Genomic DNA, 25,850 nt, shown 5'->3' with positions numbered 1-25,850 from the left:
TGTGAGCAAGTTCTGGTCGCGGGTCGTCCATGATCTCCAGCCCTATGTGCCGGGCGAACAGCCGCGCATAGCCGATCTCGTCAAGCTCAACACCAACGAGAACCCCTTTGGTCCGTCGCCGAAGGTGCTGGCCGCCATTCGCGCCGCGGCCGAAGACGGATTACGCCTGTATCCGGACCCCTCGGCTCTGGACCTGCGCCAGACGATCGCCCGCCATTATGGCGTCTCGGCAGAGGAAGTTTTTGTCGGCAACGGGTCCGACGAGGTGCTGGCGCACACCTTTCAGGCCCTGCTGAAGCATGACCTGCCGCTCCTCTATCCGGATATCAGCTACAGTTTCTACCCGACCTATAGCCGACTATACGGGATCACCGCCGAGACCGTTCCGCTGGATGCGGACTACAGCATCTCCATAGCCGACTATGATCGTCCTTGCGGCGCGATCATCCTGCCCAATCCGAATGCGCCCACCGGCATGGCTTTGCCCTTGTCCGCCATCGAGACGCTGCTGCGCAATCACCCGGGCCAGCCGGTGGTCATCGACGAGGCCTATGTCGATTTCGGTGCCGAGAGCGCCGTTCCGCTGACGAAGACCTACCCCAATCTGCTCGTCGTACAGACCTTCTCCAAGTCCCGCTCGCTTGCCGGCCTGCGCGTCGGCTTCGCCATCGGCCAGCGTCCGCTGATCGATGCGCTGGAGCGCGTCAAGGACAGCTTCAATTCCTATCCGCTGGACCGTCTGGCCCAGCTCGGCGCCATTGCGGCGATCGAGGACGAGGACTGGTTCGAGACCTGCCGGACGCAGATCATCACCAACCGGCAAATGGTGACACAGGCGCTTGGCGAACGCGGCTTCGACGTGCTGCCATCGGCAGCCAACTTCGTCTTTGCCCGTCACGCCGCGAAATCCGGCGCCGAGATCGCCGCCGGCCTTCGCGAAAAGGCGGTGCTCGTCCGCCATTTCAACAAGCCGCGGATTTCCGACCACCTGCGCATCACCATCGGCACCGCAGAGGAATGCGAGCGCCTCATCGCGGCGCTCGATGCCATCCTCTAGCCGATCCTGAAATTCGTCGCATGGTCGGGTGTTTCGACACCCGGCAGGTTGAGCGGATCGGAAATCGGCGCGCCGACGGAAAACGAGATCGGAACGACGCCTGCCCAGATCGGCAGGGCATAATCCTCCTCGTCGTCCTTGGGACCGCCGGTGCGGACCTTTGCGGACGCTTCCTCGATTGGCAGCGACAACACCATGGTGGCCTTCGTCTCCTGCGCCGAAACCGGACGCAACAGGTCCCAGCGGCCCGGGAAATAAGCCTCGATCATGTTGCGGAACTTGGTGAGCTTGATCTCCGGATCGTCGATCTTGGTCGCCTTGCCGTAAATCATCACCGAACGAAAGTTGACCGAGTGATGCATAGCCGAGCGCGCCATCACCATGCCATCAAGCATCGAGACCGTCAGGCAGACATCCATCCCCGCCGAAAGCCGGCCCGCACGGCTGGCGCTCGAGGAATGCCAATAGACATGATTGCCCTCGCGCCACTGCAGCGTCGGCGTCACTGCCGGCCGGCCATCCAGTATGTAGCCGACGTGGCAGAGCGGCATCGCATCGAGGATCCCGTTGACCGTTTCCCGGTCGAAATGTCCCCGCTCATGCATCCGCCGCAGCCGCGTGCGTTCCGTCTTGTCCATCACATCGCTCATAAGCCAACTCCTTTGCCGGCCCGGAGATAGGACAATTTTGGTTTGTCAAAAATATCCAATAGTGTACCTTTTGATCATACCAATTTCGGAAATCCCGTTGCTCTCCCTCAGCCTCGACCGCCACGCGGCCCAGCCTCTCTTTCAGCAGATCTACGCCCAGCTGCGCGACCGCATCGCCGCCGGCGACCTGAAAGCCGAAGACCGGCTGCCGCCGAGCCGGGCTCTGGCGATCGAGCTTGGCGTCTCGCGCTCGACCACCGTCGCGGCCTACGAACAGTTGTCGGCCGAAGGCTACATCACCGGCCGGCAGGGCTCCGGCTACTATCCGAGCCGACTTGCAGAAGCCGACCTCCCGAAACGGCCGGCACCGGGAACAGTGCCGCGCCATCCCGGCAGGCCCGGCCGCGCCCTCCCCCTTTATCCCGGCCTGCCCGACATGCGGCTCTTCCCGTTCCGGCAATGGAACCGGGCGATCGCCCGCGTGGCCCGAACCGAGCCGGAGGCCATGGTGATCGGCGACGGTCTGTTTGGGGACCGACGCCTGAGACGGGCGATCGCCGCCCATATCCATGACTGGCGCGGCGTGTCGGCGACCGAGGAGCAGATCGTCGTGACCGCGGGCTCGGCCGACGCGCTTGAAATCTGCGTGAGAGCGTTCATGCGCAATGAGGATTGCATCGCCCTTGAAGATCCGGGCTTTGAGCGCCTGCGCCATTTCACCGACAGCCTGGGTCTGGAAACCGTCTGGCTGGACGTTGACGCTGACGGTGCCCGGCTTCCGAGCCCATCGCCAGCGCAGCCGCGTCTCGCCGTGCTGACGCCCTCTCACCAGTTCCCGATGGGAGGCGTCATGTCGGCCAACCGCCGCGTTGAATACCTTAACTGGGCGACCCGCAATGACAGCTACGTCATAGAGGACGATTACGACAGCGAGTTCCGTTATGCCGGACGGCCGATCCCGGCGCTGGCAAGCGTCGATACCTCAGGCCATGTCCTCTACGTCGGCAGTTTCTCCAAGGTGTTCACGGCGGGAGTGCGGCTTGGCTATCTCGTCGTGCCCGAAAACCTGATCGAAACCTTCGCAAGATGCGTCACCCATTTCGGCGCCCGCGCCTCCATCTCTGCCCAGCGACCGCTGGCGCATTTCATCGAGGACGGCGAGTTCCTGCGCCATATACGGCGCATGCGGCGCATCTACGCCGAGCGTCATCAGGTGTTGATCGAGGCACTGACGATGCAGCTGCCGCCATCCTGTTGTTTCGACAATCACCATGCCGGCATGCAGGTGACCGTGCTGTTGCCGGCGGATACGGACGACCGCGCGATCTGCGAACAGGCGCGCCGGCAGGGCCTGTCGCTCCTGCCGCTGTCGCCGCATTATGCCGGCAGCCGCCCCAAGTCGGGCCTCGTGCTCGGATTTGCCGCCTATTCGCCCGAGGAAATCACCACCGCCGTACACCATCTTGCCGGCTGCCTGCGCGACTTCCGCCTCTGACCAGCCTTCAGTCCTGCTCCAGAAGGCGCGGACCGGATCCGTTCCGGCCGAGCGCATCCCGGGGGTTATGAAGCGGGCAGCGATCGACGGAAAGGCAGCCGCAGCCGATGCAGCCGGACAACCGGTCGCGCAGTCGCGTCAAACGCGCGATGCGATCCTCGAGGTCCGCATGCCAGGCAGCGGACAGGCGCTCCCAGTCCTGCCGGTTCGGAGTTCTGCCTTCCGGCAGGGTCGAAAACGCGCCGGCAATCTCCTTCAGCGTGATTCCGGCGCGCTGCGCCACCTTGATGATCGCGATCCGGCGCAGCACATCGCGACTATAGCGCCGGTGATTTCCGGCATTCCGCCAGCTTCGGATCAGGCCTTCCGCCTCGTAGAAATGAACCGCGGAGACCGCCACGCCGCTGCGCGCCGCCACCTCTCCGACAGTCAATTCGCGGCGGATGTCGGTTGTTTCGCCCATGCGCAATTTTTCCTGTTGACCTCAAGTAATGTTGAGGTTGTAGCGTGCCGCAATGATCACAGCAATGGGAAAGAAAGCATGCAAGAGAAGAGACTGAGGATCGCGGTCATTTACGGCAGCACCCGCGAGGGGCGGCTCTGCGACCGCATCGTCCGCTGGGCCGTGGGCGAGATCGAACGCCAGGACCGCTATGCGATCGACATCATCGATCCGCTGGACCTGGCGCTTCCCGCACGCCACGGCGGCCATAGCGAGGGCCTGTTCGATCTCTGGCGCCGGCTCGACGCGGCCGACGCCTTCCTCATCGTCACGCCGGAATACAACCACTCCTTCACCGCGCCGCTGAAACAACTGATCGACAGCGGAAAGGATCAATGGCGCGCAAAGCCGGTCGCCTTTGTTTCCTATGGCGGTATTTCCGGAGGCCTGCGCGCGGTCGAACAGCTCCGCCTCGTCTTCGCCGAACTGCATGCGGTGACGATCCGCGACGTCGTCAGCTTTGCAAACCCCTCGGGGCGCTTCAACCCGACCGGACATCTGTCGGACGGTGCCGGCGAAGCGGCCAAGATGGCCCACCTTCTCGCGCATCTCGACTGGTGGGGATCGGTGCTGCGCGACGCCCGCGCCAGGGCGCCCTACGACGAGATCGCCGCCTGAGGCCGGTCTGACAGCCAGTTGCAGATTGCCGCCTGCCACCCGTGACCTTCTGGCGAGGTGCAGACCCGAGGCGGCAACACCGCTCCCGCCTTTCTCCCCTTGAGAGGCGGGAGCAATTTATTCGTCCGAGCGCTCAGGATCAGGGCAGAGGTGGCGTTTGCCCGTCATGTTTCCTATGGTCTTCAGGCACATGAATAGCAAACGGGCAGGCAGAATATGACCATTGGAGTTATCGGAACGGGCGCCATTGCGGCGGCCATCGTGGAAGGGCTGAGCACGGACGACAAAAGCGCGCCCGACATCCTCCTCTCCCCCCGCAATGCGGAGATCGCCGCCTCGCTTGCCGCCCGCTTTGCCAATGTCTCCGTTGCGGCCTCCAACCAGGCCGTGCTCGACGGTTCCGGGATGGTGCTGATTGCCGTCCGCCCTCAGGTCGCGGCAGATGTGCTCAAGGACCTGGCATTCCGAGCCGACCATCACGTCGTCAGCCTCATGGCGATCATCGGGCTCGATGAGGTGAAGGCCATGGCCTCGCCCGCAGAAAGGGTGACGCGCGTCATCCCCCTGCCATCGACGGCGCAGCGCATGGGACCGACGCCCGTCTTCCCGCCGGACAAGGAGGCCGCGGCCCTGTTCAACCGCCTCGGTGTGGCAATCGAGGTGGAGACCGCCGCCGAATTCGATGCGCTGTCGGCCGCGACCGCCAGCATGGCATCCGTCTTCACCTTCGCGGAGACGATCGCGCATTGGCTGGCCGGCCAGGGCATCGCCTACCCCGACGCCCGGCGCTTCGTCGCCACCATGATGCGCGGCCTGACCAACACGGCCATGCTGAATGCGGAGGCGAGTTTCGCAGAGCTGGCCGACGAACACACGACGGCGGGCGGCATCAACGAGCAGGTTGTCAAACACCTGCAGGACAAGGGCGCCTTCCATCAGCTATCGGAGGGACTGGACGCGGTGCTCAAACGCTTCAAGGATGCAGCCGGCTGATCGACCCAAATTGCAGCCGTGACAAGTGCGGGCTTGCCTGCGCGGCAAGGTCGCATCAACAATCGGCTATCCCTGCCGATGAGGACCCCATGGACCTGCCGACTATCCTGCCGCATCTCGCGGTCGCCTGGAGCGTTTACTTCCTTGCCGTCATCAGCCCCGGCCCGGCGACGCTAGCCATCGCCGGAACAGCCATGGCCAATGGCCGCAGCCGCGGCATGGCGCTGGCAACGGGCGTCATCACCGGTTCTTTCATCTGGGCGATACTGGCGGCACTCGGCCTGTCGGCCCTGCTCACCCAGTTCGCCTACGCGCTGACAGGATTGAAGATTGCCGGGGGATGCTACCTGTTGTGGCTCGGCTGGAAGAACCTTCGCTCGGCCGTCAAGGCGAACTACGGGTCCGTTGAAAGGATGAGCCATGAAGACCTGCCCCTGAAGGTCTTCTATCTGCGCGGCCTCGGTATCCACCTGACCAATCCGAAGGCGATCTTTGTCTGGATTTCCCTGGTATCGCTCGGCCTGCCGGCGCACGCGCCGCCTGAAGTCCTCTACATCTTCATCGGCGGCGCGATGATCATCGGCGTCACTTCCTTCAACATGCTCGCGGTGCTCTTTTCCACCGAACCCATGGTCCGGGGTTATGCGAAGGCGCGCCGCGTCATCGAAGGGGCCATGGGGCTGTTCTTCGGCCTGGCCGGATTGAAGCTGCTGACCAGCCGGATCTGACTATTCGGCCGCCTGCGACCCGGAACCGAAGCGCTTCTCGATATAGTCGATCACCATCGCCTCGAAGTCTTCGGCGATCTTCGGGCCGCGCAGCGTCATCGCCTTCTTGCCGTCGATGAACACCGGCGCTGCCGGGCTTTCACCCGTACCGGGAAGCGATATGCCGATGTCGGCGTGCTTGGATTCGCCCGGTCCGTTGACGATGCAGCCCATGACGGCAACGTTCAGCGCCTCGACGCCCGGATACTTCTCGCGCCAGACCGGCATGTTCTTGCGGATGTCGCTCTGGATGCGCTGCGCCAGTTCCTGGAAGACGGTCGAGGTCGTACGGCCGCAGCCGGGACAAGCCGCGACAACGGGCACGAACTGGCGAAAACCCATGACCTGCAGGATTTCCTGCGCCACCTGCACCTCGCGAGTGCGATCGCCGTTCGGCTCCGGCGTCAGCGACACGCGGATCGTATCGCCGATGCCCTGCTGCAGGACGTAACCCATGGCCGCCGACGAGGCGACGATGCCCTTCGATCCCATGCCGGCTTCGGTGAGACCGAGATGCAGGGCATGGTCGGAGCGCTCGGCGAGCATGGAATAGACGGCGATCAGGTCCTGAACCTGCGACACCTTGGCGGACAGAATGATGCGGTTGCGCGGCAGGCCGATCTCTTCGGCGAGTTCCGCCGACAGCAGCGCCGACTGGACGATGGATTCACGTGTGACATCGCGCGCCGACAACGGCGAACCGTTCTTCTGGTTCTCGTCCATCAGCCGGGTCAGGAGTTCCTGGTCGAGCGAACCCCAGTTGACGCCGATGCGCACCGGCTTGTCGTAGCGGATCGCCATCTCGACGATATCGGCGAACTGCTTGTCCTTCTTGTCCTTGAATCCGACATTGCCGGGATTGATGCGGTATTTCGCCAGCGCTTCGGCGCAGGCCGGGTGATCGGCGAGCAGCTTGTGGCCGATATAGTGGAAGTCGCCGACAAGCGGCACGTCGAGCCCCAGCCGCTCCAGCCGCTCGCGGATCTTTGGCACGGCAGCCGCACTTTCGTCGCGGTCGACGGTGATGCGGACGATTTCCGAGCCGGCCTTGAACAGCGCCGCGACCTGCGCAACGGTGCCATCCACGTCGGCGGTGTCGGTGTTCGTCATCGACTGAACGACCACCGGCGCTCCGCCGCCGACGATCACACCGCCGACATCGACGGCAACCGAGGCGCGGCGCGGTTTCGGATCAAAGTCGCGGATCGAGGACATGGTTCGGGCTTCCCGGAAAGCTGGAGACTATGCCATTCAGGTGGATCATGCCCCTGTCATTGTCAACACCCGTTCACGCGGCGTCAGCATGCCGCGCCAGCCTGGAGAGCCCCAGAACCACCATGATCAGGATGCTCAGCCCCGCATAGACCGGCGCGAAGCCGGTATGCTCGGCGATGAAACCGATAATCGACGGCGCGAACAACAGGCCGGAATAGCCGAGGAAGGTGGCGACCGAGATGCCGACGCCCGGCGGCAGGCCCGGCAGGTTGCCGGCCGCCGAAAAGGCGATCGGCACCATGTTGGATATGCCGATGCCGCAGATGGTGAATCCGAGGATCGCGACGGTCGCGTTCGGCGCAAATCCGGCAATCAACAGACCCGTCATCGCGGCGAGCGCGCAGATGCGCAAGGTCATCACAGCGCCGAAGCGGTCGCGCACGAGATCGCCGGCGAAACGCATGACCGCCATCGTCAACGAAAAGCCGGCAAAAGCGAAGCCGGAATGGGTGAGCGTCGTTCCAAGTTCGTTGCGCAGATAGAGCGCGCCCCAGTCGAGCACCGAACCTTCCGGGATCATCGAGAACAGCGCCATCATGCCGATCAGCCACGGAAGCGGCGTCAGCGGCAGGCTGACCTTCTGCTTTTCGTCTTCGGGATGCGGCGCATCGGTTTCGATTTCCGCCCACGCAACAAGGAGCAGGATTGCGGCCAGAGCGGTCAAGACGAGCGCATGTCCCACGACCCCGAGGTGAACGATGAGATAGCCGCCGGTCGCCGCGCCGATCAGGCCGCCAAGGCTCCAGAAGCCATGGCAGGAGGACATGATCGCCCGCCCCATGCTTTTCTCGACGACGACAGCATTGGCGTTCATCGCCACGTCCATCGCGCCAATCATGCCACCGAAATAGAAGAGCGCCGTCGCGGCGAGCCACCAGTTCGGGGCAAAGGTCAGCATCAGCATGCCAGGCAGCAGCAGAAGCGCCGTGACCCGCGAAACCACGCGCGAGCCGCGATGGGCGATCGCAGCGCCGGCAAATGGCATCAGCACGAGCGAACCGATGCCGAATGCCATGATCATCAGGCCCATCTCGCCGCTGGTCAGGCCCAGGCGATCGATGAATTCCGGGATCTTTGGCGCCCAGTTGCCCGTCATGTAACCGTTGATGAGAAACAGCAGGCTGACGGCGATACGCTGCTTGGGCATGAAGGGCGCGCGGACCGGCACGCCGGGGGACATCTGGTTCATGGGTCAGACCTTTTCAGGCAGAGAGGCGCGGGAGGGCTGCAGCACCTTGAGGCCTAGCCCGCGGCAATGTTTCAGGAAGTCCGGATCGGCATCGCTTTCGAAAGCCGCTAGGCCACATGCGGCGAGCGGAGCGACGGCAAAGGGCGCCGCCGTGCCAAGCTTCTCGGAGGTGACGGCGGCCATGACGGAGCGGCTTTGCTCGACGGCATGGCGCTTGAAGATCGAGTCCTCGTAACCGAAGCTCGTGACGCCTGCATCCCGGTCGATGCCGCAAGCACCGAGTATGCAGAGGTCCGGCCGCAGCCGCCGAAGCTCGCTGACAGCCTCCGCACCCACGGCAGCGCCGGTTTCACGGTCGATGGCGCCGCCGATCGCAATGAGATTGACGCCCTCATGCTCCATCAGAGCCGCGGCAATGATCGGTGCGTTGGTGGCGGCGGTGATCTTCAGCCCCGGTGGCAAGGCTTTGGCGATGGCGAGATTGGTGCTGCCGACATCGAAGAAGACGAACATGCCGTCCCGGATTTCGCGAACCGCGACCGCCGCGAGCGCCGCCTTCCGCTCCGGATCGAGCCGGGTGCGCACCGAAAGACCGCCGGGAAATGGCGCGGGCGGCAGCGCGCCGCCATAGACCCGCTCGCAAAGTCCGGCTGCCGCCATGTCCCTGAGATCGCGGCGGATAGTGTCTTCCGAAACGCCGAACTCTTCGGCAAGATCGGCGGCGATCACCTTGCCGGAAGCGGCGAGCCGCTCCTGGATCAGCGCGTGGCGTTGCTTGAGAAAGAGATCGGGTTTCATGAGCTTTCGACGGAAACGGGTATAAACAGGAAGAAACGTGCATAATCCAAGTCGGCATCGGTAGCAAGATGCGATTTCCGCAATCGACCTAGTCGAAGGAACTCCCTGGAACGAAACAGGGCGACCCCTGGGCCGCCCTGTTTCTCACTGTTGATGTCGCGCAGCCTCAGCTCGCATAGACGATCAGCAGATCCTTCGCATCGATCTGGTCGCCCGCCTTGACGAGCACTTCGGCAACGACGCCGTCCTTTTCCGCATGCAGCGCGGTTTCCATCTTCATCGCCTCGATGGAGAGAAGAACGTCGCCCTGCTTGACTTCCTGACCGGTCGCGACGGCAACCGTGGAAATCACGCCCGGCATCGGCGCGCCGACATGAGCGGCATTGCCGGCATCGACCTTCCGCCGCACGGCGCCACCCGCGGCACCATGGGCCCGGTCCGGAACCTTAATGCGTCGCGGCTGACCGTTCAGCTCGAAGAAGACGGTGACCATTCCCTTCTCGTCGGTATGGCCGATCGCCTGGTTGAGCACGACCAGCGTCTTGCCCTTTTCGATGTCGATCAGGACCTCGTCGCCGACCGGCAGGCCGTAGAAGTAATTCGGCGTCGGCAGCGTCGAGACAGGACCATAGGTCTCGTGTGCCATCGCATAATCGGTGAAGACCTTCGGGTACATGAGATAGGAGGCGAATTCGAAGTCGTTGACCTCGCGTTCGATCTTTTCCTCGATCGCCTTGCGCTCGGCGGCAAGGTCGGCGTCCGGCAACAGTGAGCCCGGCCGCACGACGTAGGGCTCATCGCCCTTCAGCACCTTCTTCTGTAGGGCTTCCGGCCAGCCGCCTGGCGGCTGACCGAGGTCGCCCTTGAGCATGGAGACCACCGATTCCGGGAAGGAAACGTCCTTCGCCGGATTCTCTACGTCGGCTACCGCCAGATCCTGGCTGACCATCATCAGCGCCATGTCGCCGACGACCTTGGAGGACGGCGTTACCTTGACGATGTCGCCGAACATGCGGTTGGCATCGGCATAGGCCTGCGCGACCTCGTGCCAGCGGGTCTCGAGACCGAGCGAGCGGGCCTGTTCCTTGAGGTTGGTGAACTGGCCGCCGGGCATCTCGTGCAGATAGACTTCCGATGCCGGTCCCTTGAGGTCGCTTTCGAAGGCCGCATACTGGTTGCGCACGGCTTCCCAATAGAAGGAGATGCGGCGGATCCATTCCGGATTGAGGCCCGGATCGCGCTCCGTGCCCTTCAGCGCTTCGACCACGGAACCGAGGCACGGCTGCGAGGTATTGCCGGAGAAGGCGTCCATGGCGCTGTCGACCGCGTCCACACCCGCATCGACGGCGGCGAGCACGGTCGCGGCAGAAATGCCGGACGTGTCATGCGTGTGGAAATGGATCGGCAGGCTCGTCGCTTCCCTCAGCGCCTTGAACAGGATCGTCGCGGCGGCAGGCTTCAGCAGGCCGGCCATGTCCTTGACCGCAATGATGTGCGCGCCGGCCTTTTCCAGTTCGGCGGCAAGCGCGGTGTAATATTTCAGGTCATACTTCGGGCGGGCCGAGTTCAGGAGATCGCCGGTGTAGCAGATCGCCGCCTCGCAGAGCTTGTTTTCCTCTGCGACCGCGTCCATCGACACGCGCATGTTCTCGACCCAGTTGAGGCAGTCGAAGACGCGGAAAAGGTCGATGCCGCCCTTCGCCGCCTGGCGGACGAAATATTTGACGACATTGTCGGGATAGTTCTTGTAGCCGACGCCGTTGGCGCCGCGCAGCAGCATTTGCAGGAGCAGGTTCGGCGCCGCTTCGCGGACCATGGAGAGCCGTTCCCACGGGTCTTCGGTCAGGAAGCGCATGGATACGTCGAACGTCGCGCCGCCCCAGCACTCCAGCGACAGAAGCTGCGGCAGGGCGCGGGCATAGGTGCCGGCAATCGTCGCGATGTCATGGGTGCGCATGCGGGTGGCGAGCAGCGACTGATGCCCGTCGCGCATCGTCGTATCCGTCATCAGAACGCGCTTTTCATTGCGCATCCAGTCCGCAAATCCCTTCGGCCCCAGCGTGTCGAGCAGCTGCTTGGTACCGTCCGGAATGGCGCCGTTGATATAGGGAACGACGGGCTTTGCGGCGTCCGGGTTCGGCTCGGCGCGGCCCTTCGTTTCCGGGTGACCGTTGACGGTCACGTCGGCAAGATATGTCAGGATCTTGGTGGCGCGGTCCTGACGCTTGACCTGCTGGAAGAGCTCCGGCGTCGTATCGATGAAGCGCGTCGTATACTTGTTGGCGCGGAAATCCGGATGGCTGATGATCGCTTCGAGGAAGGTCAGGTTCGTCGCCACACCGCGGATACGGAACTCGCGGAGCGCACGGTCCATGCGCTGGGTGGCTTCCAGCGGCGTCGGCGCCCATGCGGTCACCTTTTCCAGAAGCGGATCGTAGAAGCGGGTGATCACCGCACCCGAATAGGCCGTGCCGCCATCGAGACGGATGCCGAAGCCGGTCGCGCCGCGATAGGCGGTGATGCGGCCATAGTCCGGAATGAAGTTCTGCTCCGGATCTTCCGTGGTGATGCGGCACTGCAGGGCGTGACCGTTCAGCCAGATGTTTTCCTGCGCCGGCACGCCCGATTCCGGCGTGCCGATTTCCGCGCCGTCGAGAATGTGGATCTGCGCCTTGACGATGTCGATGCCGGTGACGACTTCGGTGACCGTGTGCTCGACCTGGATGCGCGGATTGACTTCGATGAAATAGAACTTGCCGGTATCGGCATCCATCAGGAACTCGACGGTGCCGGCGCCGATATAGTTCGTCGCCTCGCCGATGCGGATCGCATAGCTGGCCAGTTCCTGGCGCTGCTCTTCATTCAGATACGGCGCGGGCGCCCGCTCCACGACCTTCTGGTTGCGCCGCTGGATGGAGCAGTCGCGCTCGAACAGATGGACGACATTGCCGTGGGTGTCACCGAGGATCTGGCTTTCGACGTGACGCGCGCGCTCGACGAGCTTTTCAAGGTAGACTTCGTCCTTGCCGAATGCGGCCTTTGCCTCGCGCTTGGCTTCCATCACCTCGCGGGCGAGATCCTCTTTCTTGCGAATGGCGCGCATGCCGCGCCCGCCGCCGCCCCAGGAGGCTTTCAACATGACGGGGTAGCCGATTTCCTCGGCCATTCTCTCCACTTCGGCCATGTCGTCCGGCAGCGGATCGGTTGCCGGCACGACCGGAACACCGACGCTGATCGCCAGATTGCGCGCAGCCACCTTGTTACCGAGCTGGCGCATGGTCTCGGCCTTCGGGCCGATGAAGGTGATGCCGGCAGCATCGCAGGCGTCCACGAATTCGGGGCTTTCCGAGAGAAGGCCGTAGCCGGGATGGATGGCATCGGCGCCCGACAGTTTGGCGACGCGGATGACTTCTTCGATCGACAGATAGCTCTCGATCGGTCCGAGATCACGCTCGAGGTGCGGGCCGCGGCCAACCTGATAGCTTTCGTCGGCCTTGAAGCGGTGCAGGGCGAGCTTGTCCTCTTCCGCCCAGATGGCGACCGTTTTTATGTCCAGCTCATTGGCCGCGCGGAACACGCGAATGGCGATTTCTGATCGGTTGGCTACAAGAATCTTCTTAATGGACAAGTCGGTCTCCTCACTTCACCGCGTGCATTTATGCTGCACTGCGAAGAAGAGTCTTAGCGGCTTGTTGCAATAAGTTCAATTTCCTTGGGGGCGGTGAAAGAAAATTTCGCAGCGAGGGCTGGAATCAACCGATCAACCCCATGCGCAGCGCCGTGGCGACGACATGCTGGCGGTTCTTCGCCTTCAGCTTGTCCTGGATTCCGTTCATGTACCAGTCGACCGTATGGCTGGAAATCTCGAGGATCTGGCCCATTTCATTGGAAGTCAGGCCATCGGCGAGGTAGTTGAGGACCTCGAGCTCCCGCTTCGTCAGCTGCGTATCGACATTGGCCAGAAGCTCGAGTTCCCCGGACTTGTTGGTGATGTCCATCAGTCGCCAGAATGCCCGATCGGCGAACGCGGAAAAGAGCGACAGTTCCATCGGCCGCAGCTCGATCAGCAAGCCGCTGACCGACATGTTGCCAAGCAGCCCGGTCCGGCCATGGACGGGAAAGACGTAACCATCCTCAAGCTTGAACTTCTTGGCTTCCGCCATCATCCGCTCCATCCGCTTGCGATGCGGATCGGTGCGGAAAAGGGAAAGAGCATGGCGCCAGCGGAACGGCCGGTGCGCCACCTGCAGATAGCGGATGGTCGGATCGCTGAGGATGAATTTCTTGGCGGCATAGACCTCCGGCCAGCCCTCCGGCCAGCGCCCGCAAAGGACAAGGCTGCTCAGGTCCTCGACCGGCTTGGGTTGCCGCAGGACACCGTAATATTCGAATCCGAACAACGTGATGACGCGTTCCAGCTGCTGGACGACACGCTCATAGCTCTCATAGTCGTCAGCACGCTCGAGAAACTCAAGTAAGGCGTCAATCTTCACGTCGCCCCCAAGCAAAAGAGATCGTGTCGCGCTTGTACAGGGAAGGGGCAAAGATCATACGGAATCGGCATGATACGTTCGCTCGAGTGTGAAAAGTGATGTGCGGGCACTCCGCAGGCGTTATGACGGAACATTTATATGGTTTCTTGCTTTTTATCCGGATATTTCACGTCAGAACAAAAATTGCCTCTTTTCGGATGCAAACGGCCAACCGTTGTCTCATCATACCTCCATGGCCTTCGGCAAGGACTACGAATCCGTGAAGATGTGAACAAATTTAAACAAGAGATTGTATCGTGTCACTAGCCCACGTTTATTTTCAGGCGCTCCGCTACCTCGCCACATACCGCTGGCGTGTATGGATCATCGTCGTCGCCAACATCGTCCTGGCCGTCATCACCATCGCCGAACCCATCCTTTTCGGCAAGATCATCGATGCAATCTCGGACAAGACGGATGTAACTCCGATCCTGATCGCCTGGGCGGGCTTTGGCATTTTCAACACGATTGCCTACGTTCTCGTGGCGCGCGAGGCGGACAGGCTGGCGCACGAGCGCCGGGCACACCTGCTGACGGAAGCCTTCGAGCGCATCATTTCCATGCCGCTGTCCTGGCATCACCAGCGCGGCACCTCCAATGCCCTGCATACGCTGCTGCGCGCCTGCGAAACATTGTTCGGCCTCTGGCTGGAATTCATGCGCACGCATCTCGCCACGGCCGTTTCCCTCGCCTTGCTCGTGCCGACGGCGCTGGCGATGGACGTGCGCATGACGGCGGTCCTCATCGTGCTGAGTGTCCTGTATCTGCTGATCGGCAGTTCCGTCATGGCGCGCACGAAGGAAGGCCAGCAAGCGGTCGAAGGGCACTATCATTCCGTATTCGCGCATGTCAGCGACACCATTTCCAACGTTTCCGTCCTGCACTCCTACAACCGCATCGAGGCCGAGACGCGGGCGCTGAAGACCTTCACCCGCAATCTCCTCGATGCGCAGATTCCTGTGCTCGACTGGTGGGCGATCGCCAGCGCCCTCAACCGCATGGCCTCCACCATCTCGATGATGATCATCCTGATAATCGGCACTATCCTGGTCCAGCGCGGCGAACTGAAGGTCGGCGAGATCATTGCCTTCACCGGTTTCGCCAACCTGCTGATCGGCAAGCTCGACCAGATGCGTGGCTATGCCAACCAGATCTTCGAATCCCGCGCCAAGCTGGAGGACTTCTTCGAGCTGGAGAAGGAAGCCGCCATCCGCCAGAGCGATCCGCCGGATGCGATCGACCTCGGCAAGGTCAAGGGCAATGTCGAGTTCCGCAACGTCTCGTTTGATTTCGCCAACACGACACAGGGCGTGCGCAACATGTCTTTCGCCGTCAACGCCGGGCAGACGGTCGCCATTGTCGGCCCGACCGGCGCCGGCAAGACGACGCTGATGAACCTCCTGCAGCGGGTCTACGATCCGCAGGAAGGCAAGATCCTCATCGACGGCATGGACATCTCCACCGCCACCCGCAAGTCGCTGCGCGCCAACATCGCCGCCGTCTTCCAGGATGCCGGCCTGCTCAATCGCTCAATCCGCGACAACATCCAGATCGGGAAGGAAACCGCCACGCCGGAAGAGATTGCCGAGGCTGCGGAAGCGGCAGCGGCCGTCGAGTTCATCGAAGGTCGGCAGGATGGCTACGAGACCCATGCCGGCGAGCGCGGCAACCGCCTGTCCGGCGGCGAGCGGCAGCGCATCGCCATTGCCCGCGCCATCCTGAAGAATGCGCCGATCCTCGTGCTCGACGAGGCGACCAGCGCGCTCGACGTCGAGACGGAAGGTCGCGTCAAGGCAGCGATCGACCGGCTGAGGAAGGATCGCACCACCTTCATCATCGCTCACCGGCTGTCGACCGTCCGCGAGGCGGACCTCGTCCTCTTCATCGATCATGGTGAAATCGTCGAAATGGGTGGCTATCAGGAACTGGCCGAGAAGAGCGGTCGTTTCGCCGCCCTGCTGAAGGCGAGCGGCATCAAGGAACTGCCTGCGTCTGAAACGCGCGGCCCCGACGACAACGAGGCGGCCTGAGCCGCCTGAGCGACCCGGTCCGCTTCGGGGCTGCGCCAGACGCTCCGAGACATGAAAGAGGGGCTCATGCCGTCTGGCATGAGCCCCTCGATCTGTCTGGCCGACCGCATCCGCCGTCAATGAGAGGCGCATGCGTTTCCTTCGACGCCTATTCGGCTGCCTGTATCGGCGTTGCCGGCAGCATGGGCTTGGCACGCTGCGGCTTTGCCGTCACCTGCTTCCGCTTCTTCTGGTCACGGTCGTCGAGCCAGTAGGCAATGCCGAACTGGATGACGATGCCGAGCAGGATGAGCGAGATGCCCATGGCGGCGCTTTCGCCCATTCCCATCATCAGCACCTGAGCGATCATCGCCAGGATGGTGCCCGAAACGAAGATGCCGAGAGAGTGGCGACCGAGAACCGAAAGCGGGTTGTTGACCGGCCGGCGGGCGGCGGCCGACAGGAACGGAATTTTGACGACCAGATAGGCGAGCGCCAGGACGTGCAGAAGGCGCGGCAGCGACAGGTAGGTTTTCTCGAAGCCGGCCAGCACCTTCGGCAGCAGGCCAAAGGAGATGTCGATGTTCCACCACGACAGCGTCACCCAGAAGGCCGACAGGATCACGTAGCCCGCAGCGGCAACAAACAGGAACGGGTTCCAGTAGATCGTACCGCCGCGCTGCACGTGGCGCATGGAAACGATGCCGATGACGAAGAGCAGCTGCCAGGAGAGCGGATTGAAGAACCAGACCCCGTCCATGAGCATGTTGCCGGGCGCAATCTGATAAAGACCAACTAAGAACCACAGGGCGATGGACAGCATGACGAGCAGGCGCGGGCTCTGCGATTCCAGCCACAGGATACCCGGCACCATCAGCAGCAGGGCTGCGTAAAGCGGCAGGATGTTGTTGTAGCCGAACTGATGGCCAAGCGTGAGGATTGCCATGACGCCCTTCACCGGCTCGGCAAGCGCCGGGCCGATGGCGATCTTTTCCAGCATGTCCGGCTGATGAAACCACCAGGCGCCGAGCGCAAACACCGCGAGCGTCGTGAATGTGCAGGCGATATGGGCACCGTAGAGAACAAAGGCCCGCCGCACCGCCTTCATCGACATCGAGAGACGATTGCCGACCGTATACTTGCGGCCATAGGCGAGGCCGATGGCGATCCCTGAAATCAGCACGAATGCCTCGGATGCGTCGGAGAAGCCGAAATTCTTCGACGTCCAGTGCTCGAACATCTGTCCGGGGACGTGGTTGATGAAGATCGTGATCAGCGCCAGCGCCCTGATCACATCGAGCCGGGTATCGCGTTGGGCGGGCTTCGCCGCCGAGGCGCCTGCCCCGCCGGGCAGCCCTCGCGTGTTAGCGTATGACAGCATCAATACACCCTGCGGAGAGGCTTGGGGCCGCTCCGTTCCAATTGTTTTCGTTTCTATGACCTGACGGTCGGCAAGACGCTCAGGATGCCTTGCCGACCAAAATCGCATTCTGGGAAGACTGAATCGGCTTCCCGTTCACGCGTACACTATAACCTTCGTCGTCGGGCCCTTTTTGGACCTCAATACGGCAACTCTCGGACCCGCTGGAAAGTTCCGCCTCAAAACCGTCCCAGTGGGCCGGAAGCATCGGCGCCACCTGCACCTCACCGCCGCGGCGACTGATTCCGAGGACGGATTCCATGATCGCCCGGTGCAGCCAGCCGGCCGACCCGGTGTACCAGCTCCAGCCGCCACGACCGCTCTTTTCGCGCTCGCCATAGATGTCGGCTGCGACCACATAGGGCTCGCAGCGGTACGTTTCGGCATCCTCGGGCGTCAGCGAATGATTGACGGGATTGAGGATCGAAAGGCAGCGCCACACGTCCTGCGGACGTCCGAGCCTTGCAAGCGCCATGAGCACCCAGATGGCAGCATGGGTATACTGGCCGCCATTCTCGCGTACCCCGGGCGGATAGGCCTTGATATAGCCCGGATCAACCTTCGACGTTGCGAATGGCGGATCGAACAGACGGATCAGTCCGGCGTCTTCGTTGACGAGCTTGTCGACCACCGAATCCATGGCCATCCCCGCCCGCTTCGGATCCGCGAGGCCCGACAGCACGCTCCAGGACTGCGAAATGGAATCGATGCGGCATTCCTCGCTCTGAGCGGAGCCGAGAGGCCGGCCGTCATCGTAGAAGCCGCGACGGTAATATTCTCCGTCCCATCCGGCGCTTTCCAAAGCCTTCAGCAGGTCGTCGAGGCGGTTCTGCCAGCCGGCTGCCCGCGACTCGTCGCCCCGCCTTTCCGCATGCGGAATGAAGGCCTTGAGTGCATTGGCAAGGAACCAGCCGAGCCAGACGCTTTCGCCCTTGCCCTTCTCGCCGACACGGTTCATCGCGTCGTTCCAGTCGCCGCCAAGCATCAACGGCAGGCCCTGCGGTCCGGTGCGCGACAAAGCCAGGTCCAGGCCGATCGCCACATGTTCGTAGAGCGACGCCGTTTCCGCGGCCACATCCGGCTTGAAGAAGGCATCGTGCTGTCCGGGGAACAGCACCGGACCGTGAATGAAGGGCACCTCCTCGTCGAGCAGGGTCAGGTCGCCGGTCACGTCGCTGTAATGGGCGGCGGCATAGGCGAGCCAGACGACGTCGTCGGCGATATGGGTGCGCACACCGGCGCCGCTTTCCGGCAACCACCAATGCTGCACGTCGCCCTCCTGGAACTGCCGCGAGGCGGCGCGCAGGATCTGGTTGCGGGCAAGGGACGGATCATAGGCAAGCATCGCCAGACTGTCCTGCAGCTGATCGCGGAAGCCGAAGGCCCCGCTCGCCTGATAGAAGCCGGCCCGCGCGGTGATACGGCAGGACAAGGCCTGATAGGGCAGCCAGTAGTTGACCAGGTTGTTGATCGACGTATCGGGCGTCTTGATGCGCACCTTGCCGGTCAGTTCGGCCCAGTAATCCTGATTCTCCTTCAAGAGGGTTGCGAAGGAAATCTTGCGCATGCGGCGGATGATGTCGCGGGCGGCCTGTTCGCTATCGCCGTCGCCGATCAGGAAGCAGACCTCCCGAGTCTCGTAAGGCGCAATGGTGATCGTCGTGCAGAGCGCCGCGCACGGATCGCCGATCGTGCCGACATTGCCCGACAGATCCGCCATCGCCTCAACCGCTTCCGGCAGCAGCACGGAGCCGTGCCGCCCGAAGAACTCGGCCGAGGAAGCGGTAACGCTCGCGTCCTTTTCGCTCATGAGGAAGAAGGCCGTGCGCTGGGAATAATCGACGCTGTAGGGATTGCGCGCGAACAGCGCTCCCGTCTTTTCGTCCTGCGCCGTCAGGATATACGGAACCGTCTTTTCCCGACGGTTGCCGAGCACCCATTCCGCATAGCCATAGACCTTGACGTGGCGCGTCTCCATCCCGGTATTGCGGATGCGCACCCGCGTCACCTTCGCCGGCATGTCGCGGCTGAGCGTCTGCGTCATCTCGATGTCGAGACCGTCCTGCTGCGATTTGAACTGCGAGGAGCCGAGCCCGTGCCGCGCCTCGAAATGCACGTCAGGACGCAGCGACAGGGCGGGCACAGGCGCCAGCACCTGCCCGCTGTCGACGTCGGCGATGTAGAAGGCTTCGCCGCTGCGGTTGATCACCGGGTCGTTCGACCATGACGTCAGCTGATAGTCACGCGAATTGCAGCTCCAGGTGAAGCCGTTGCCCTCGGCGCTGACGTGAAAGCCGAAGCTTTCGTTGGCGATCACATTGATCCACGGATGCGGCGTCGACTGGCCGCTCGACAGCCGGACGACATATTCCTTTCCGTCCTTCGAGAAACCGCCGAAGCCGTTCCAGAAGTCGAGATCCGCCCCGCCGGCCGGATGCTCCGACGACGGCGCCGGCAGCGCCAGCGGCTTGGCCGGCAGCTTTGCGGCCGTGCCGGCATTGGCCGACTGGTGCAGGCTGATCGCGCGGACGATCTGATCGGTAAGCTTGCCGTTGCGGGCATGGAAGACGGCGCGCGCGGCAGACAGCAGCGCCCGCCAGGTTTCCTCGCTCATCAGGTCGCGGCGAACAGAGAACACGTGCGGACGGCCGCCTTCGGACTGGGTCCGGCGGCGCAGGTTCTCGCAGAGAATGTCGATTTCCTGCTGCATGTCCTGCGCATAGGAGGTGGCGCGCTCGTTGACGATGACGAGATCGGCAATGACGCCGCGCAGCCTCAGATAGCTCTGCGCGGTCAGCGCCTCGCGGACGATGTCGAGGTCGAGATCGTCATTGATACGCACCGCGTAGATCGGGAAATCGCCCGAGATCGACAGCGGCCAGAGGGCAGACTGCGCCTGCAGTCCGCTGCGCACCGTTCCGGCATCGGCCCGAAGGTCGGTGTCGGGATAGACGAGGCAACGGCCGAGCTGGCTGAAGGCCGAGGCCTGCGCCGAGGTGACCCCGATATGGCGCATCTGCACCTGCGCACGGGTCCAGGCATGCGCCATTTCATGGGCAAAGGATTCCGGATGACGGTAGCGTTCGATCGCCTTGTCGGCTTCTTCGCGAACGGGTGCCGCGATGGTCCAGAAGATGACCGCCACCTTCTTGCCTGCCGGTACGCGAACGACGCGCCTCAGCGACAGGATCGGATCGAGGGTGAAGCCGTCGGTGCTGGAAAGCGTCGCTCCTGGCAGGAACGCGGCGGCATCGGCCAGATTGCGGCCACGGCCGATGAAGCGGCGGCGGTCGGTTTCGAATTCGGTCGGCCGGGCAGAACCGGCATCGTCGCTGACGAGATGGGCGACGAACATGTCCGGCTCGTTCTCGTTTCGCTTGTTGCGCCAGGCACGAATGACGTCGCCCCTGCGGCCGATTTCCGTCTGCACGAACATCTTGGAAAACAGCGGATGCGCGGCATCGGAATCATCAGACGAAATCACCGGCTCCAGGTAGGAGGTGACTTCGATGAAGCGGTCCTGCATACCGTTGTTGGTGATGCTGACGCGCCGGCCCTCGGCATCATGTTCCGTCGCGACGATGCACTCGACCGAGGTGTAGATGCCGTTTGCGGTCTTCTGGAATTCCGCCTTGTCGTCGCCGAAAATGGCGACGGCCTTTTCGCCCTCCGCTGCACGCGGTGCCGGCGTGGCCGACCAGCACTGGCCGCTTTCCGCATCGCGCAGGAAGATGTAGGTGCCCCAGGGCTGATCGGTCTCGTCGGCCTTCCAGCGCGAGACGGACTGGCCGTTCCAGCGCGAATAGCCATGGCCGTCAGCCGTCAGCATGACGCAGTAGTGACCGTTGGACAGGAAGGCGGCATCGCGACGGCGGTTGGCCGGATCCTCGATGATGCGCATTTCCGGATGCGGCAGTTCGGCCTTCACCGTTCCGACGGATTCCGCCTTCTGGCCGCCGTTAACCTGCTGGATTTCGCGCGGCGCCTTTTCCTGCAACAGCAGTTCCGCCGCTTCGACGACCGGATCGGAATGGAAGAGCGAACGCAGACGGCCGTTGAAAGCGACGTTGGCCACGGCCGCAATCGACATGCCGTGATGGTGGGCCATGTAGTTGCGCACCACGGCGCTGGTCGCCCCTTCCGGCAGCCGGGTCGGCGTGAAGTCGACGGCATCGTGGAAACCGTAAATGCCCAGCGCACCGAGGCTGCGCAGACGGTTGAGGTTTTCCAGCGCCTCTTCGGGATCATACTGGCTGGCAAGCAGCGAGGCATAGGGCGCAATGACCGCATTCTGCCCAAGTCCGCGTTTCAGGCCGAGCGTCGGCACGCCGAAATTGGAATACTGGTAGGTCAGTTCATGGTCGCGGGCGTTGAACGCCGCTTCCGAGATACCCCAGCAGGGAATGCCGAGACGCTTGGCGTAGGCGATCTGTTCCTTGACCACCAGATTGTTGGTCTGGTTGAGGATGCCACCCTGACGCTCCTGCATGACCAGCGGCGGCATCAGATATTCGAACATCGAGCCCGACCAGGAAACCAGCGCGCCGCGCGCGCCGACCGGCACGACTGTTCGGCCGAGACGGAACCAGTGCTCGTTCGGCAGATCGCCCTTGGCGATGGCAAACAGGCTGGTCAGGCGCGCTTCGGATGCCAGGAGGTCGTAGCAGGCGTCATCGAGTTCGTTGGTGTCGATACGATAGCCGATCGAAAGGAGGCGGCGTTCCGGACGGAACAGGAAGCCGAAATCCATCGAGAAGGCGATATCGCGGGCCCGGTCTCGCACCTTGGCAAGGCGCTCGCGCAACGGTTCGATATTCGACAGGTCGAACAGCGTGTCGTTGATGTGCGCCTGGCAGACGGCAACGAGCGAACGCGCCCATTTCGTCACTTCACTGCTCTTCGGCGAGCCGATCTCGTGATCGAGATTGACGGCGAGCTTCTCGATGTCGCCGGAGAGCACCGTCAGGTTCGACATGCGCAGCGACGTGAAGGCCTGTTCGCGGCGGATCGCCGAGAGCGCGGCACCGAAGCCGGCAATGCGCTCCTCGAGGCGGCGCCGCATCGGGCGCAGCGGCTTGCGGTCGTCCGGCAGGTCGGCCAGCACTTCCTTCAGGATGTTGGCGACGTCGCCGACACCGTCGAGATTGCCCTGGAGGTAGGCCGCAGGCGCTTCCGCCCAGTCGCGGCAGGCCGACGACACGGCGATCAGGTGACCGGCGAGGTTGCCGCTGTCGACAGCGGACACGTAACGCGGCTTCATCGGCTTCAGCGTGTCGGTGTGATACCAGTTCAGCAGGTGGCCGCGGTATTTCTCCATCCGATCGACCGTGGCGACCGTCTGTTCCAGTCGCTCGATCGTCTGCTCGAAACTGATCCAGCCGAACTCGCGCGCCGAGATGACGGAGAGGAGGTAGACGCCGATATTCGTCGGCGACGTCCGATTGGCGACTGTCGGCTCGGGAACTTCCTGGTAATTGTCTGGCGGCAGGAAATTGTGTTCTTCGGTGACGAAGGTCTCGAAGTAGCGCCACGTCCTGCGGGCAATGCCGCGCAGGCTCGCCGACACCGGCTCGGCGACGATGAGGCGGTCTTCGGTTTCCGCCGACTGGCTGACATACCAGGCGATCAGCGGCGAGAGGATCCAGAGCGTTGCGAACGGCACGCCGACATAGAAGCCCGGATCGCCCGAAATGACGGCGAGGAAATAGATGAACAGGCCGATCAACGGCGCATGGCGCATGTTGCTGTAATAGGAGAGGATGCTCCCCTGCGAGCTTGCCTGCACGCTGGCCGCCGTCCGCCATTCCAGCATGTGCTTGTGGCTGACGAACATGCGGAACAGCGACCGGACGATCGCATCGCCCATCATGCAGGCGGTGTCGGCAATGAAGACGATCCGAAGCGCCACCTGGGCGTTGGCCGAGCGGATATCGGCCCAGACGGTCGAGAAATGCGCCTTGGCGATGATATCCGTGCTGCGCGGAATGACGCCGGAGAGAAGCGACAGGGTCGGCGCCACGAACAGGCTGAAGATCATGAAGATCTGCCAGGCGAGCGCGCCCGTCGCATCCATGATGAACCAGCCGCTGAGCGACGAAAGCAGCCAGGCGATCGGCGTCAGCGAACGACGCAGGTTGTCCGCCATTTTCCAGCGGCCGAGCGCAGGAATGCCCTTCTTCGGATTGAAGATGAACGGCAGGAGCTGCCAGTCGCCGCGGGCCCAGCGATGCTGGCGCGACATCTCCACTTCGTAGCGGATCGGGAAATCCTCGACCAGTTCGACGTCGGTGACCAGCGCGCAACGCGCAAACGAGCCTTCGAGAAGGTCGTGGCTGAGAACCGTGTTCTCGTCGATCCGGCCTTTCAGCGCCGCCTCGAAGGCGTCGACATGATAGAGGCCCTTGCCCGTGAACGTGCCTTCGCCGGCAATGTCCTGATAGACGTCGGAAACGGTGAAGACGTACGGGTCGAGGCCGCGGTTGATCGAGAAGATGCGCTGGAAGACCGAGGCGTCCTTGCCGGTGGTCAGCGACGGCGTGACGCGCGGCTGGAGGATGCCGTAGCCGCTGACGACGCGGTTCGATGCCGGATCGAGCACCGGCCGGTTGATCGGGTGGTGCATCTTGCCGACGAGCTTGGTCACGGCATCCCGCGTGATGCGGGTATCGGCGTCGAGCGTCATCACATACTGGATATCGGCCGGCAGTTGCTCCGGCGCCGCCAGATAGCTGGTGTCACGGTCTCCGCGCAGCAGGAGATTGAGCTCATGCAGCTTGCCGCGCTTGCGCTCCCAGCCCATCCAGGCGCCCTCCGACGGATTGTAGAGCCGGCGGCGGTGCAGAAGGTAGAAACGGCGCTTGCCGTCATGGGCATAGCGGCTGCTCAGCCGATCGACTTCCTGGCGCGCATAGGCGAGGATTTCCTGGTCGGCTTCGGATTCCACCCGTTGGCTGTCCGGCCAGTCGCTCAGGAGCGCGAAATAGATCTCGCCGCGCGGGTTGGCCAGATAATGGACTTCGATATTGCGGATGAGCTCGTCGACACCGTCACGGTTGGAAATCAGGCAGGGCACGGCAACGAGCGTGCGCGCTTCGGCCGGAATACCCGACTTGAACTCGTAGCCGGCGAGACGCGCCGGGCGGATCATGAACGACATGACCGTGTTGAAAAGCCCCGTCACGCCTTCCGAGGCGGGAAGGGCAAACAGGATCAGCAGCAGGATCACATCCACGGTCGGAATGTCCTGCCACAGAAGCAGCTTGCCGACGAGAGCCATAGCAATCAGTGTCATCGAAATGACCGGCAAGGCGATGGAAATCCAGCTCAGGCTGCGGCCGATCGCGATCAGGCGGTCGAGCACGCTCGGCTGATAACCAATGCTCTTCTCGAACGAGGCGCGCATCGAGCCCACGAGAAACTCGCCGACATTTTCCGGCTCGCTGCCATCGACGAGCGCTTCGCCGCAATGGCCGGAAATGGAGATGGCGCGACGCGCGACCTCCTCTTCGGTGAGGTCCGACCGACGGGCGAGGCGTTCGACGCGGTCGCGGTAGACGTCGCGGGTGCCGAAGTCGAGGTCGGCGAAATCGGTGCCTTCGCGCAGGATCTTGTCGACGACGGATACGTCTTCGAACCAGACCGGCCACTCGGCGTCGTCGATCTCGCGCAGGCTCTTGATGATGTTGCCCATCGTGACATTGCCGGAGGCAAGCCGGTTATGCTCGGCGAGGATCATTTCCTCGCTGTCGGTGCCGGCCTTCTTCAGGCAATCGTCGAGCCAGGAAACGGCAAAGCCCGAGGTTTGCGAACCATCGCGCAGACGATAGAGAAACTGCGTCGCGAAGGTGCAGTCGGCCGCGATCGGTGCGGCATTGGCAAGTAGGTCGGCGCATTTGGCCGGGTCGGCGAGGCGGATAAGCTGGTCGGCGAGGTCGTTGGCCTTGCCGCGCATGCGCCGGGCGCGTTCGACCCGGATGGAGATACGCCGAAGGTTCTCGATCAGAACGAAGCGCAGAAGCGACGGCAGCGCCCAAAGCTCGCCGATCTCCATTGTCACATTCGTCTGGTAGCCGTCGACCAGCGCCTTGAGGCTCGCCTGCGAAACGGTGCTGTGAGTATGCGCCACATAGAGCCAGGCGAGCGCCAGAGCACGCGGCATCTTCATGCCGCCGACGTCGATCTCGGCAAGCTGGCGGTAGAATTTGCGCGGCAGGTCCCGGCGCACCTGCAGGATCGCTTCCTCGACGATGTAGTGATTGTCCAGCAGCCACTCAGCCGCAGGCGTAATGGTTTCGCCTTCCTCCACATCCGCCGCCGTGGTGCGATAGACCCTAAGAATTTCCTTTTCGTTGTCGCGGCTGCGCGAGTGGAAATCGAAGGGAACGAGCAGCGGCAGCGCGCTCACGCCTTCGCGCGAAGCCCGTTCGCCATACTCTCGCAGTTCATCGGCGTTGAAGAACTCCGCGCGGATCGAACCGTTATGATCGACGACGCTCGCTTCTGCTTCGGGATTGGTCACGGGGGGCTGGGATGTAGGTGTCATTGT

Annotated in this window: 15 protein-coding genes; 6 read left to right on the top strand and 9 right to left on the bottom strand. The window is 63.0% G+C overall.

The genetic code is table 11. The features are described from left to right. Position 1: 1 nt before the first annotated feature. Positions 2–1,057: a histidinol-phosphate transaminase gene (gene hisC / locus NN662_RS00805; protein ID WP_261928417.1), complete on the top strand. Its 1,056-nt coding sequence runs from the start codon at positions 2–4 to the stop codon at positions 1,055–1,057. Here hisC and NN662_RS00800 read toward each other — a convergent pair. Further along, positions 1,054–1,707: a pyridoxamine 5'-phosphate oxidase family protein gene (locus NN662_RS00800; RefSeq protein WP_261928416.1), complete on the bottom strand. Its 654-nt coding sequence runs from the start codon at positions 1,705–1,707 to the stop codon at positions 1,054–1,056. The genes hisC and NN662_RS00800 overlap by 4 nt on opposite strands. A gap of 97 nt (positions 1,708–1,804) precedes the next feature. Between NN662_RS00800 and NN662_RS00795 the strand changes: the two genes are divergently transcribed. Then, positions 1,805–3,202 carry a PLP-dependent aminotransferase family protein gene (locus NN662_RS00795; protein WP_261928415.1) on the top strand — a complete coding sequence of 466 codons (1,398 nt, stop codon included), beginning with the start codon at positions 1,805–1,807 and terminating at the stop codon, positions 3,200–3,202. Between the two features lie 7 nt (positions 3,203–3,209). Here NN662_RS00795 and soxR read toward each other — a convergent pair whose 3' ends face one another. Next, a complete protein-coding gene (soxR, locus tag NN662_RS00790; RefSeq protein WP_261928414.1) occupies positions 3,210–3,665 on the bottom strand; it encodes a redox-sensitive transcriptional activator SoxR in 456 nt (151 codons plus the stop codon). 78 nt (positions 3,666–3,743) lie between these two features. Between soxR and NN662_RS00785 the strand changes: the two genes are divergently transcribed. From NN662_RS00785 to NN662_RS00775, 3 genes are all read left to right on the top strand, one after another. Then, on the top strand, positions 3,744–4,322 hold the full coding sequence (locus tag NN662_RS00785; protein ID WP_261928413.1) for an NADPH-dependent FMN reductase: 579 nt from the start codon (positions 3,744–3,746) through the stop codon (positions 4,320–4,322). A 216-nt stretch (positions 4,323–4,538) separates the two neighbouring features. After that, complete coding sequence (locus NN662_RS00780; protein ID WP_261928412.1) at positions 4,539–5,315, top strand: pyrroline-5-carboxylate reductase; 777 nt, start codon at positions 4,539–4,541, stop codon at positions 5,313–5,315. An 89-nt stretch (positions 5,316–5,404) separates the two neighbouring features. Further along, entirely contained in the window at positions 5,405–6,043 is a 639-nt protein-coding gene (locus tag NN662_RS00775; RefSeq protein ID WP_261928411.1) for a LysE family translocator, read from the top strand. Here the strand turns inward: NN662_RS00775 and ispG are convergent, their stop codons facing one another. The 5 genes from ispG to NN662_RS00750 all read right to left on the bottom strand — a co-directional run bounded on the left by ispG (position 6,044) and on the right by NN662_RS00750 (position 13,837). Further along, entirely contained in the window at positions 6,044–7,297 is a 1,254-nt protein-coding gene (gene ispG / locus NN662_RS00770) for a flavodoxin-dependent (E)-4-hydroxy-3-methylbut-2-enyl-diphosphate synthase (RefSeq protein ID WP_261928410.1), read from the bottom strand. 73 nt (positions 7,298–7,370) lie between these two features. Further along, positions 7,371–8,546 carry an MFS transporter gene (locus NN662_RS00765; protein WP_261928409.1) on the bottom strand — a complete coding sequence of 392 codons (1,176 nt, stop codon included), beginning with the start codon at positions 8,544–8,546 and terminating at the stop codon, positions 7,371–7,373. Between the two features lie 3 nt (positions 8,547–8,549). Continuing rightward, positions 8,550–9,344 carry a DeoR/GlpR family DNA-binding transcription regulator gene (locus tag NN662_RS00760; RefSeq protein ID WP_261928408.1) on the bottom strand — a complete coding sequence of 265 codons (795 nt, stop codon included), beginning with the start codon at positions 9,342–9,344 and terminating at the stop codon, positions 8,550–8,552. 166 nt (positions 9,345–9,510) lie between these two features. Further along, positions 9,511–12,972, bottom strand: a complete 3,462-nt coding sequence (gene pyc / locus NN662_RS00755) for a pyruvate carboxylase (RefSeq protein ID WP_261928407.1) — start codon at positions 12,970–12,972, stop codon at positions 9,511–9,513. Between the two features lie 124 nt (positions 12,973–13,096). Continuing rightward, complete coding sequence (locus NN662_RS00750) at positions 13,097–13,837, bottom strand: helix-turn-helix transcriptional regulator (RefSeq protein WP_261928406.1); 741 nt, start codon at positions 13,835–13,837, stop codon at positions 13,097–13,099. A gap of 296 nt (positions 13,838–14,133) precedes the next feature. On the opposite strand from NN662_RS00750, the gene NN662_RS00745 reads away from it, so the two are divergent. Beyond that, positions 14,134–15,906, top strand: a complete 1,773-nt coding sequence (locus NN662_RS00745; protein ID WP_261928405.1) for a glucan ABC transporter ATP-binding protein/ permease — start codon at positions 14,134–14,136, stop codon at positions 15,904–15,906. A gap of 148 nt (positions 15,907–16,054) precedes the next feature. Here the strand turns inward: NN662_RS00745 and NN662_RS00740 are convergent, their stop codons facing one another. Beyond that, positions 16,055–17,266, bottom strand: coding sequence for an OpgC family protein (locus tag NN662_RS00740; protein WP_261928404.1), 1,212 nt, complete (start codon positions 17,264–17,266; stop codon positions 16,055–16,057). A 79-nt stretch (positions 17,267–17,345) separates the two neighbouring features. Next, complete coding sequence (locus NN662_RS00735) at positions 17,346–25,847, bottom strand: GH36-type glycosyl hydrolase domain-containing protein (protein WP_261928403.1); 8,502 nt, start codon at positions 25,845–25,847, stop codon at positions 17,346–17,348. Between the last annotated feature and the right edge of the window lie 3 nt (positions 25,848–25,850).

The sequence above is a fragment of the Rhizobium sp. NRK18 genome (assembly GCF_024385575.1).
Taxonomy (GTDB): Bacteria; Pseudomonadota; Alphaproteobacteria; order Rhizobiales; family Rhizobiaceae; genus JANFMV01.
This window is presented reverse-complemented; position numbering and strand designations above follow the sequence as displayed.